Raw genomic sequence first — 12,474 nt, 5'->3', positions numbered from 1 at the left:
TATGATGACTATAAAATTTCAAAAATAGTTATTTGAAAGGAGGATTTTTATATTAGTGTTTAGAATTTAATAGGTATTAATAAGTTATTAGATACACTAATAGTTAAATAGGAGGTTATCTATGAAGGATATAAATTATGATGGCACCATAATCGAATTAGAGAGGGAATTACGTCATTTATGTACCGTAATCAAACAAAAAGGAAGAGAGATATTAACTAATTTTGAAATCACCCCCCCTCAATTTCAAGCTCTTCAGTATTTGATTACTGAGGAAAACATAACCATTGGGGAATTAAGTAATAAAATGTATCTTGCTTGTAGTACCATTACAGATCTAGTAGACAGAATGGAGAAGAATAGTTTAGTCAAGCGAGTTCGAGATAACAAAGATAGAAGAGTTGTTCGGATTATTGTATTGGACAAGGGGCATGAAATTATCAATGAGGTGCTACATGCCAGGAGACAATACTTAGGTAATATTTTGATGGATCTAAATAATGGGGAGAAGGACAATATTTTAAAAAGTATTGAAATGGTTTATTCGAGGACTGTAGAGTAAAAAGTAAAATCAATATGGGGAAGTGGAGACATGGAAATCATTAATAATCGGTACAAGCTAGAGGAATGCTTAGAAGTAGATAGTTTTTCTAGTAAATTCGCCGCTATTGATTTATTACAAAAAAACAAAAAAATACTATTGTATGTCATAAAGGATAACCAGGCTTCTAAGTCTTTTATAAACTATTGTAGTCACGATTTTTTTGAAACTTCTGCTTTAAACCATAGGAGTTTAGTGGCATTACTTAGTTTTGGAGTAATTGACACAATAGACGATAAACATATCAAAGAGACATTACATTACTATACGACAGAATATTTTCAACCTTCCATTGTAGACATGATGAAATATTCCCTTACCAGAGAAGATATCCTTCAGGTGTACAAGCAAATAGCTAGTTTATTGGATTTCTTACATTTTCATGGGTTGATCTATAAATACATAGAGCTAGACAACCTGTCCATTATCTGTACTGATGAAGGACTCCAGGTTAAATTACTTGATCTAGTAACTATAAAAAAGCTAGAAATGAGTAAACAATATAATCTTACAAAACAGATTAATTGTAAATCCCCGGAATTACTATATAATAGGAACCTGGGGCCCTATACAGACATCTATTCAATAGGGGCTTTAATCTATTATCTTTATACAGGTGAAGAATTCCATTCCCATAAACTGCAAGAAAAGATTATTGGAATTAAATCCAGTAATTTATTAACGTGGGACTTAGCGTTCTATAACATTATTAAATATGCTACCAAATCAGATTATGGTGAACGTTATCAAACAATACATCAAATGAATAAAGCAATGGCGCAGCTTTTTAACCTCCCAGAACCTATCGAAAGTAAATCTCAAATTGAGATACTAAACTTTAAAATTCCGATAGTTGGAAGAGAAATGGAAATGAAAAAGATTATGGCTTTGTTAGATCATTGGGATAAAAGTATTATTTTTATCCATGGTGATAAGGGAATAGGCAAAACCCGCTTAATCAATGAAGTAAAATATCAGATGAGATGGAATAAGGCTCACGTCTATACCGTTACGTTATCACAAGAAAAGAGTGATTTTTACAGAGTAGTACCAGTCTTACTTCGAAAGGTTTTAAGGGATACATCTTCAAATATTATTAATAAGTATGGGGAAGAATTGGTTAAAATTTTGCCAGAGGTGGGGCTTAATAGAAAAATTACGCCTTCTCGAGAACTTATGGAGGGAAGGGAACTATTAAGGCTATATGATCGGGTAGCAAATTTTATCATTGAAACTGTTGGCGATCGCCAAACATTTTTAACTTTAGATGATTTTCACTTAGCTGATCAAACTGTGGTGGACTTTATAGACTACTTTTTGAAAATTAACAAAATGAAGAAGGCACCTATTGTCATTTTATTAGGTTATACTAATGATAAATTATACTGGGAGGGTGCTAGCGAACACTTAAACACTTGGAGGAGAGATTTTAATTGTCTAGATATTAAATTAACTCGTCTGACAGTTGAAGAGACAGCCAAAATGATTAAGCATATATTAGGGTGGTATAAGGAACCCCTTAATTTTGCTACAAAACTAATGAAGGAGGCGGAGGGGAACCCCTCCTACATTGAAGAAGCCTTCAAAGAACTATACGCCCAAGGACAAATCTATGTAGACTACAGTAGCCATGGGGAGTATTACTCATGGCATAGTGATTTTGATGGTCTTACAAGTATCACTCTACCTGTGAATATTGATGATTCGATTTTTACTTTGTTAAATACCTTTGATCAATTTACCAGGAGACTATTGGAGATTATTTCGCTTTTTAACAACTCCGTTTCTCTTGAAATTATTTCTAAGCTATTGGGGGTTGAAAAGGACTACACCCCTTACTTAAGCCGATTAACTCAACTGAAAATCTTGAATGAAAAGTTAGAGGATTGGGGATTCACCTACGGCTTCTATAGAAGTCAGCTAAAGGCCTATATCTATGATTCTATTGATCAAAAAGAACGGATAAGACTGCATTTTCAGGTGAGTAATATTTTAGAGGAGCTCTACAAAAGAGAGGCAAGGGAAAATAAGGAAGAACTTATTTTTCATTTATTTCAATCCAATCAAAGGGATAAAGCGATAGATTACTGTATGGAAGCTGGGGATGGGATGTATAATCTTCGAATTTATTCCCAGGCTATGGAGCTTTATAGAAGAGTATTTGATTTATTGAGGGATAATCCTGACGAGAGATATGTCAAGCTCCTCATTAGAATGGGGGGAGTCTATCAAAATCAGGGGAATAACAATGCAGCATTAAAATGTTATCGAGAAGTTATTCAGATTTCCCTCCGAGAAGGAATTAAACCATATACAATCGATGCCCAGTGCCACATGGCACAAATCTACCTTAGCAGAAATGAATTGGCTTTAGCGGAGGTGACACTTAAGGAATGTATCGAATATGGAAAAAACCTGAAGTATGGGAAGGGGTTCTTAGAGGCTGCTGACATATTGACTAGGGTCTATTTCAATGCTAAAGACTTAGATAAAATGGAACATATCATTGAAGAATACTTGCCAATAGCTCAGGAACTTAATCGATTTGATTATATTGGAATGTTTACTAATCAAAAGGGCTTAGTAGAATTACTTAAGGGTAATGCACTACAGGCAAAGGAGTATTTTGAAATCAGCGTCAGTTTCTTAGAAAAGGGGAAACGAATAGAAGAGACTGGACGACCCATCAATAATATAGGAATCATCCTACACGAATATTATCAAAAGACAAAGGAAGCTAGGGAGTATTTTGAAAAATCCCTAAAAATCTCTCAGCAATATCATCGAATGGACGGTGTCTTCAGGGCTTACAACAATATCGCCGATTGTTATATAATAGAATGTGAGTATGATAGGGCTATTGGAGTGCTTCAAAAAAACATCAACTTATCAATCGAATATGAAGATACTTCCATGAAATTGATGGGATATAGTAATCTGGTGGAGTGTTATATCAACATAGGAGAGTATAAACAGGCATATCATTATCTCCTTAAAACCCTCAATGAATTAGATGAAATAGGGTTTAGTGGATTGTATTCTGATTCCCATTATAGCGTGTTGATTTCCTTTTATATGACCATAGGTGCCTTTAAAGATGCCTTGGAGTTAGCTGATATGCTAAAGAAAAGTGATTCTACTGATCCTTTAATATTGTTAAGGTTACGAATGACTGAGTTTTTAGCTAAAAGCTATCTAGGAGAAGCCTTAGTAGATGGTGAAATGATGGAGATTCTTGATGAATATAGAAGAAGGGCCAATGTTCGTGATTATAGAAAGGCCTTAATTGAGGCCATTGGATACTTTTATTATGTTGGAAAAATGGACATGGCTGAGGAGCTACTGAAGAGGGATTCTTCCTTAATAGGAAGCTTTAATAATCATATACTAACGATTAAGAGGGGCTTTTATGAGGGCTTAGCCATAAAGAATCATAAAGAACGAATCAAGATCTTTGAGGCTCTGATTGGAAAACTACATCCCAGAAATGACAAGGAAATACAATGGAAGATTTATAGCAATCTTGGATATGCATACTTTGTAGAAGGTGATTTTTATAGGGCCACAAGTTATTATTTAAATGCCTTAGAAGTAATTCAACTGCTGCTAAACGGAACTCCTGATCAATATAAAAAATCCTACCTATTGTCTGAGGATAAATATGGGTTAAAGCATCAACTCCTAAAAATGGAGAGACTAATCCAACAGGGACTTATTGATGAGATGGACTTCTCCAGTAATAAGAAGCTAATGCCTATGGAAGATATTGACCTACAGGACTTCTTTGACATCAGTAGATTCCAAGAGTTATTCCAAAACCCAGCTTTTTATGATTTGGCACTTCAACAATATAAGTCCTTGGTATCAATAGATGTAGATAATCTAGAAGACCTATTGCAGAATCTTACTAACGATATCTATTATAATTTAGATATGTTGCTGAAGTTAGCAGGTAAATATGTGTTAGCTACAACAGGAGCATTGTTAGGAGTCAATGAAGATGGGTTTGAGGTTATATCCTCCATTGGATCAAAACTTAATGTAGAAAAAATAAATCATCTCTTAGAAAAAACGGCTTCCAATAGAAATGGGTTATTGATTATGAATCAGTTTAATCAAGCAACTGATGGCAATAGAGAGTACGGACATAAAGTAACGAAAGCCACCATCTGCTTACCAATTATTCAAAATGGGAAACGAAGGGTAGAGGTAAATAATGATAAAAGGAAATGGCAATTCAAAGAGCAATCAAAGATAACCGGCTATTTATATTTAGAGACAGATAAAGTCTTCAATAACTTCTCTTATGAGGCATTTAATGAGTGTAAAAGACTAGTACCATTGGCTTATATGATGCTCAATAACTACTATTTAAAAATTGCCTCCTCTATTGATAAAATGACGGGAGCATATGTAAGAAAGTATTTTGAAAAACTACTAGATGAGAATCTTGAAATTGCCGATACAATGAAGCAACATCTATCAATTATCATGTGTGATATAGATTACTTCAAGGGTGTTAACGATACCTACGGACATCAACGGGGTGATAAAATTCTTGAGGAAGTTGGCACGGTAATTTCCAATAATATTAGAAGTAATGATTTTGTTGGACGATATGGGGGAGAAGAGTTCATTATTCTATTACCCGGTTCTGATAAGAAGCATGCCTTTAGTATTGCGGAGAAAATCAGGGTCAGTTTCAAGAATGCTGGCCTATTGGGAGAGGAAGTAGATCTAACGTTAAGCTGTGGTGTAGCTGCTTTCCCAGAGGATGGAGATACTAAAGAGCTCTTGATTCAAAAAGCCGATCAAGCCCTCTACAATGCAAAAGAAAGGGGAAGGAACCAAACTGTCATCTGGCAGGATGGTATGGGTTTTGTTGATAAAAGGATGGATAAGTTAGCCGGAATCGTAACAGGAAATATCGTACAAGACCAAAGAAACGTATTGGTTTTGGCAGAGGCCATTGAGATTCTAACAGAAAATAGATATTATGAAGATAAAATCTATTTATTACTTGGTCGTCTAATAGAAATATTGGAGGCTGAGGAAGGAATACTGTTTTTGATAGATGAAGAACAAATCAAAAAGCAATATTGTCGTAAGCGATTTGTAGATGAATGGATACCTCAAGTTTATTATAATGCTAAGCTTATCGAAAAAGTTATCTATAGTCTACAGGGTGATTATTTAATAGACTGGGAAGATATAAGTCAGATAGATGTTATCACCGGTACTCCCAACTGGAAATCTGTAATTGTTGTGCCTATTGTTTACGATGGAGATTTAAGGGGAGTCATATATTTATCAGCCACTGTAAAGGAAAGAGAATTTGACTTTAATGCCTATAACTTGGCTAAAATCACCAGTAGTGTGATGGGACCCTTTGTAGAAAAGGCAATTTCTGAATTATAGCATAATATCCTCCACTACTTCAAATAATAATAAACGAAGGTGTTTTTATTAAGCAACTTCTAATGATTTATTATTATAGAAGAAAAAGTGGAGGTGTCAATATGAAAAGAAAAGTTGCCGTAGATCACTCATTGGCAGATGTAAGGGACTATCTACAACAAAAAGGATTTCAAGTAGAGAGCCTCAACAATGCTAAAAATTTGGATAGACTAGATGCTGTAGTGGTAACTGGTCAAGATTCAAATGTGCTGGGAATAGAGAACGCTACAACAAAAACTCCGGTGATTACAGCTAGAGGATTATCAGCAGAAGCTGTTTACGATCAAATTGAGAGCAGATTAAATCGTTTATCTTAAAGCAAAGTGATTGTTTTTAAAAAGCCCAGTAGGTAAAGTATGGAATAGCATACAACCTACTGTTTTTTTATCCCCATCATTAAATCTTCCGAAGAAGGCTTTGTTTATGGAATTACACTCTAACAATTTAGCATGCTAAAACGTTAAACTACTGAAATAATTTTAAGGCTTAAAATTTTTCTGCAAAACAAGAAGGTATTCTATAATCCACGGCGAAAGATAGATATTATATATTCAATATATCTTTAGTCTTATGAATAAAGGAGTGGAACAATATGATTATTAAAATTGATGGCAATAGCTTGACTTTAGAAGATTTAGTGAAGGTATCGAGGGATTTTAGCCAGGTAGAAATGACAGAAGATGCTAAAGAAAAAATCAAAGTAAGTAGAAATCTTGTGGACAAATTTGTAGATGAGGAAAAAGTTGTTTATGGGATTACAACAGGTTTTGGTAAGTTCAGTGATGTTGCCATTTCAAAGGACGAAGCAGAGCAACTCCAAACAAATCTAATTATTAGCCATGCTTGTGGAGTCGGTAACCCATTAGATGAGGAGATTGTAAGAGCAATCATGCTGCTTAGAGCCAATGCCCTATCAAAAGGACATTCAGGTATTAGATTATCTACTGTAGAGACTTTATTAGCTATGCTAAACAAAGGTGTACATCCCATCATTCCTGAAAAAGGTTCTTTAGGGGCGAGTGGCGATTTGGCACCCCTATCCCACATGGTACTAGTAATGCTAGGGGAAGGAGAAGCAATTTACAAAGGTAAGCGAATGTCTGGTCAGGAGGCTATGGAGACTGCTGGAATTCAGCCAATTAAGCTAACCTCAAAGGAAGGACTTGCCTTAATTAACGGTACTCAGGTAATGACTGCTGTAGGTGCATTAACTGTATATGATTGCAAGAAATTAATTAAATTAGCAGATATCGCAGCCGCTTTGACTATTGAGGCTCAAAAAGGAATCATTGATGCTTTTGATCCAAAGGTTCATCAAGTAAGACCCCATAAAGGACAACAGGAGGCAGCAGCCAACCTATTAACGCTGTTAGAAAATAGTTCCCTAACGACTAGGCAAGGTGAAATCAGAGTGCAGGATGCCTATACCCTTCGTTGTACACCGCAAATTCATGGCGCCAGCAGAGATGCTATCGCATATGTGGAGGCAAAACTAGAAATAGAAATGAATGCTGCCACAGATAATCCATTAATTTTCCCAGATGAGGAAGAAGTAATTTCAGGTGGAAACTTCCATGGACAACCAATGGCGTTGGCATTTGATTTCTTAGGGATTGCCATAGCAGAGTTAGCTAATGTCTCGGAGAGAAGAATCGAAAGATTAGTTAATCCACAGCTAAGTGGACTACCAGCCTTCTTAACAGCAAAGGGTGGATTAAACTCTGGATTTATGATTGCCCAATATTCAGCTGCTTCATTAGTTTCAGAGAATAAGGTATTAGCCCATCCTGCCAGTGTAGACTCTATACCATCTTCAGCTAACCAAGAAGACCATGTATCTATGGGAACTATTGCAGCCAGAAAAGCTAGAGAAATTTACTTCAATGCTTCAAATGTATTGGCCATTGAACTATTATCAGCGGCTCAAGGGATTGATTTTCATGAAAACTTTACACTAGGTAAAGGTACAGCTGAAGCCTATAAAGCGATTAGAGAAAAGGTGACTACTTTAGAAGAAGATAGAGTAATGTATGTGGATATCAATGCTTGTAATGAGTTAGTGATAAAGCATACGATTGTAGATAGAGTCGATAAGGTAGTTTCTTTACATTAATAAAACTAAGAAAATAACATTTGCTAAAAAAGGACTGACTCCTATCTGATGAGAAGGAATCAGTCCTTTATTTTTCTATGATACGATTACTTACTCTTCGTCCAAAATATCAAGTAGGTGTTTTAACTTGCTTTTTTGCTCGTCATTCAAAAAGGGTTGAATTTTATCAATTATTTCCTGTTGATTTGGAACTGTTTTCTTTAACTTAGCCAATTCCTTGATGATCTCTGCTTGAGATTTGCCTGCATATTGCTGAAATAATTGCAACGCCATTTGGTATTCCTCATCGGAGACATAGCCTTTAATTTCTTCTAACTTTGAGTAGTCACCTTTTTTTGCAGCTGATAATAGTTCATTTATTTTTCTTTGATCCACCAATATCCCTCCTAATTTCTTTATTTATTACAAGTATCACGTGTGAATGCTATCTATATAGCCTATGCAGGAGAAACTTTTTTTGCCACATTAATTTTTGAAAAGAATATTTTAATTGGAAACTTATTAGGAACTTTTTAGAAATATAACTTATAAAATAATTACATAGGCAATATATATTAACAGATAAGGAAAGTGATAGAACAGAATATTATGCTGCAAAAGGAGGAAGGAAATGGATAGTATGAGGGAAAAGGATACACTTAATCAAGAAATAAATGATAATAGTATAATCTCCAACTGGTTATGGGTTCTTCCAATCATTATGTTGTACCTAAAAAATGGCAGTAGCAAGTTAAATATTAGAGAACTAGAGATTGGATCTTTAGAAAAAAAGGCGAAGCTCCTCAACAGAATTAAGGGCTATATGAGTGCCGATGAGCAACTGGTAGTTCATCGGGCGGAAATGCTTTTACAAATTATCGGTAAGGTGAAAACCATGATGGAGGCTCCACATGTATTCAGTGCTGGGACTTTGAGTTCTCTATCGTCCACCGATAAAAAACGCCATATGCTAATGGATATCAGCGAATTTGTTGATGAAGATAAGCAAGAAATTATACATAAGGCAATCAATCTACATCTAAAAGCAAATCATATGGAGGATAAGATTAAGGAGATCCAAAGCCTGGATGCCCATAATCTTAGTCTAGAGAGTATAGAGAAATATATTGAGCTATTTGATCCTATCTTAGAGGGACAGTTAAAGAATAAAACTAAGGAGCTAAAGGTTTTGATGGGAATATTGAAGCTTATGAAATCCTTAGAGAAGAAGGGACAAATGGATGAAATGGATTTATTGGAAATTATCAAGCCTTTTGTTAGTGGGGAACAGAGAGAACAGTTAACAAAAATGGTTCAGTTGGCAAAGGTCTTTGGTGCCCTTAATAATGATTCGTCATCGGAAAAAACAGCGGAGGAAGGTTCTAAGCCTTTAGAAGAAGGTCTGTTAAATCCTCCTACTAAAGAAAATAAACTACAGGATGCGATAGATTTATTTGAAAATGGGCCAAAGGAGTAAATTGGATGGAACATATACTTTTACTACAGCATGATTTATGATATATTGTTATCATGAAGAGTAATAACAAAGGAGTGTTAGTATGGTATCAAAAGAGAAAATTGCTAGAATAAATGAATTAGCTAAAATATCCAAAATGAGGAAATTAACAGAAGAAGAAGAAAAGGAAAGACAAGAATTGAGAAAAGAATATATTGGAGCTTTCCGGAAGTCTTTTAAGGAGCAATTGGATTCAATTGAATATGTAGATTAATAGAATAATAAAATAGACTTAATTCCAGCTGATGGGTCTGAAGACCTTAAGGCTGGATTTTTGCTTTTTAAAAGGAATTATTGGATTTATTCTCTTGTCCTAAGGAGGAAAAAAAATGTTTGTATAGAATTTATTTAAGTATCATTAAGAAATTTGTCCAAAAAGGAGGAATATTATGTCAGAGAGACAATATGTTATATTCAAACTTGAAAAAGAAGAATACGGTGTTGATATCATGCATGTAAAGGAAATCAGCGAATTTAAGGAGAGTATGAAGGTTCCAAATTCCCCTAGATTTATTGATGGATTAGTGAATTACAGGGGTGTGGTTACCCCCATCATTAATTTAAGAAAAAAATTCAACCTCGATTTGGTTGAAGTCAGCTCAAATACCCGTATTATTATTATCTACTTAAACGATAAGCAGGTGGGCTTCTTAGTAGATGATGCTTCTCAAGTTTTAACCATTGACCAAAAGGATGTGGATCCAGCTCCAGAAATAATCACGGGTGTAGATCAAAAGTTTATCAGCGGTATTGCAAAAATTGGCGAGAGAATGATCATTTTACTTGATTTAGAGAAGGTTTTAAGCGAGGAAGAAAAGAAGAAGATTGAATCTCTGTAGAAGATATTAGTTCTTAATAGAATATGTAGAATATTGAAAATCGAAATTTTAAAATACCAGCAAAAACAAGCAAATTTCTTCTATAACTTTGTTTATAATAGAGACCTACGGTACTTTAAGTAATAAACAAAGGAGGAGCAAACATGAAGCGGATGCTGGTATTTTTTTTGTTGCTGATTTTATTTTCATCCCATTTTCAATCAATATTTGCAGCTTTTCAAGAAGAAGAGCCCCATATAGATACTTTACTTCCAAGAGTACAGGAAATTTTTGAAGTTAGAACGGAAGTATGGAATAAAATATTGGAAGATTCAGGAAAGAGAAGTCTAACGAAAATTCAAGAAGAACTGGTGCAATATGTAGAAGGCCCTCTACTACGGGAGGACATGAGAACATTTAAGCAGATGTTGGAGAATCCTACTTCCTATGAGAAGATTAAAAATTTTAGAATAGACGAGTGTAGTCCTTTAGAGCTAGAGAAGGGTATTATGAAATTACATATGAACATCGTATGGGAGTTAGAGAGCTATGAGGATTACGGCATCAGTGACAAAACCAGCGTAAATTATGTTGTGGAATTATCTGAAAATAATGGGAAATGGTTTTTGTGGAATTACCGAGTAGTACAACAAATGGAAAATTAAGACCATGTAAATGGACAAAGTCAATCTTTTCTTGGAGAGATTGGCTTTTTTTATAGGCAAAAAGTCGGAAAATGTAAAAGATAAATATTTCCTGTTGAAAAATAGAGGGAAACAAAGAAATAATGCAGAAATAAAGTCATGAAGGAAAATTTATGGGGTGGAAAAATGAACAGTCAAAAAATTGATGCAAAGGATTTAAACTCGATACTAAAAAAAACTGTTGGTGCAATTGAAGAGAGCCAGGATGCAATATTTGATATTGCTGAAAATGCCCGTAAAGAATGTAAATTACTAAAGGAACAAATGGAAATTTTACAGATAAAGGTAAAAACTTTAATACAAGAAATTGAGAAAATGGAGATCTTAGAAAAAAATAGCCGTAGCAAACTTCTGGAAGTCAGTAGAGATTTCTCCAGATTCAGCGAAGATGATATAAGAAGGGCTTATGAAAAAGCCAACGACACTCAAATCAAATTGGCAATGAAGCGACAGGAGGAGACTGACCTAATTAGAACTCGGACAGATTTAGAGCTTAGATTTAGAAACACATTGGGAATCCTCAAAAAGGCAGAGGATTTAGTTTCTAAAATTGGAGTGGCAATGGAGTTTTTAACAGGAAACCTGGTGGATTTCACCAGTACTTTGGAGGATATTCAACAAAGAGCTGTCATCGGGAAGCGTATTATTCAAGCTCAGGAAGAAGAAAGACAAAGGGTGGCAAGGGATATCCATGATGGACCTGCTCAATCCTTAGCAAATCTCATTATTAAGTCTGAAATATGTGAAAAGCTCATTGATATAGATCGTACTAGGGCGAAGGAAGAAATTCAAGATCTAAGGAGGTTTTTACGGGATGGAATTAAAGAGATTCGCAAAATTATTTATAACCTTAGACCAATGTCCCTTGAAGATTTAGGCTTCGTTCCCACAGTACAACGGTTTGTGGATGACTTTCAAGATGAGACGGGAATTCAGGTTGATTTTATTATTTTATCTAAGATGCCTATGGAGGACCCGATTAAAAATCTTGCAATTTTCCGTATTATACAGGAGTCCCTCAATAATATCAGAAAACATGCAGAGGCATCCCTTGTGAAAATCAAACTGGAGATGACCCCTAAAAATATTTTACTGTCAATTGTTGATAATGGTGTTGGTTTTGATGTAAGTGAAACCGCTTTTAAGCCTAAAAAAGAGGGGGGATTTGGCCTCTTTAGTATTCGAGAGCGGGTGGAATTATTAAATGGGTCCTTTGAAATCAAGAGTGAAATAAATAATGGAACAAAGATTCTTGTAAATATATCAAATGTTGAATAAATGTTGAA

The 12,474-nt window shown here is 34.8% G+C and carries 10 protein-coding genes; 9 read left to right on the top strand and 1 reads right to left on the bottom strand.

Annotated elements, in window-relative coordinates; all coding sequences use genetic code 11:
- The first annotated feature begins 121 nt into the window (after positions 1-121).
- The 4 genes from JOC73_RS06745 (at position 122) to hutH (ending at position 8,171) form a co-directional block, all read left to right on the top strand.
- The gene (locus JOC73_RS06745) at positions 122-562 is read left to right on the top strand and encodes a MarR family winged helix-turn-helix transcriptional regulator (RefSeq protein WP_204401456.1); all 441 of its coding nucleotides are present in this window, start codon (positions 122-124) and stop codon (positions 560-562) included.
- Positions 563-592: 30 nt separating this feature from the next.
- A complete protein-coding gene (locus tag JOC73_RS06740; RefSeq protein ID WP_204401454.1) occupies positions 593-6,019 on the top strand; it encodes a diguanylate cyclase in 5,427 nt (1,808 codons plus the stop codon).
- A gap of 101 nt (positions 6,020-6,120) precedes the next feature.
- Positions 6,121-6,375, top strand: a complete 255-nt coding sequence (locus JOC73_RS06735) for a YkuS family protein (RefSeq protein WP_204401452.1) — start codon at positions 6,121-6,123, stop codon at positions 6,373-6,375.
- Positions 6,376-6,650: 275 nt separating this feature from the next.
- Positions 6,651-8,171: a histidine ammonia-lyase gene (gene hutH, locus JOC73_RS06730; protein WP_204401450.1), complete on the top strand. Its 1,521-nt coding sequence runs from the start codon at positions 6,651-6,653 to the stop codon at positions 8,169-8,171.
- 90 nt (positions 8,172-8,261) lie between these two features.
- On the opposite strand, the gene JOC73_RS06725 is transcribed toward hutH, so the two are convergent.
- On the bottom strand, positions 8,262-8,546 hold the full coding sequence (locus tag JOC73_RS06725; RefSeq protein ID WP_204401448.1) for a hypothetical protein: 285 nt from the start codon (positions 8,544-8,546) through the stop codon (positions 8,262-8,264).
- A 235-nt stretch (positions 8,547-8,781) separates the two neighbouring features.
- On the opposite strand from JOC73_RS06725, the gene JOC73_RS06720 reads away from it, so the two are divergent.
- The 5 genes from JOC73_RS06720 (at position 8,782) to JOC73_RS06700 (ending at position 12,466) form a co-directional block, all read left to right on the top strand.
- Positions 8,782-9,627, top strand: a complete 846-nt coding sequence (locus tag JOC73_RS06720) for a hypothetical protein (protein WP_204401446.1) — start codon at positions 8,782-8,784, stop codon at positions 9,625-9,627.
- A gap of 82 nt (positions 9,628-9,709) precedes the next feature.
- Positions 9,710-9,880 (top strand): DUF896 domain-containing protein, encoded by a 171-nt coding sequence (locus JOC73_RS06715; RefSeq protein ID WP_204401444.1) that lies wholly within the window; start codon positions 9,710-9,712, stop codon positions 9,878-9,880.
- A 175-nt stretch (positions 9,881-10,055) separates the two neighbouring features.
- On the top strand, positions 10,056-10,505 hold the full coding sequence (locus JOC73_RS06710) for a chemotaxis protein CheW (protein ID WP_204401442.1): 450 nt from the start codon (positions 10,056-10,058) through the stop codon (positions 10,503-10,505).
- A 143-nt stretch (positions 10,506-10,648) separates the two neighbouring features.
- On the top strand, positions 10,649-11,149 hold the full coding sequence (locus JOC73_RS06705; RefSeq protein ID WP_204401440.1) for a hypothetical protein: 501 nt from the start codon (positions 10,649-10,651) through the stop codon (positions 11,147-11,149).
- 165 nt (positions 11,150-11,314) lie between these two features.
- Positions 11,315-12,466, top strand: coding sequence for a sensor histidine kinase (locus JOC73_RS06700; RefSeq protein ID WP_243427879.1), 1,152 nt, complete (start codon positions 11,315-11,317; stop codon positions 12,464-12,466).
- The last annotated feature ends 8 nt before the right edge of the window (positions 12,467-12,474 follow it).

The organism is Alkaliphilus hydrothermalis (assembly GCF_016908555.1).
GTDB classification, from domain to species: Bacteria; Bacillota; Clostridia; order Peptostreptococcales; family Natronincolaceae; genus Alkaliphilus; species Alkaliphilus hydrothermalis.
Note: the sequence above shows the minus strand (reverse complement) of the source record. Positions and strands in the feature narration are given on the sequence as shown.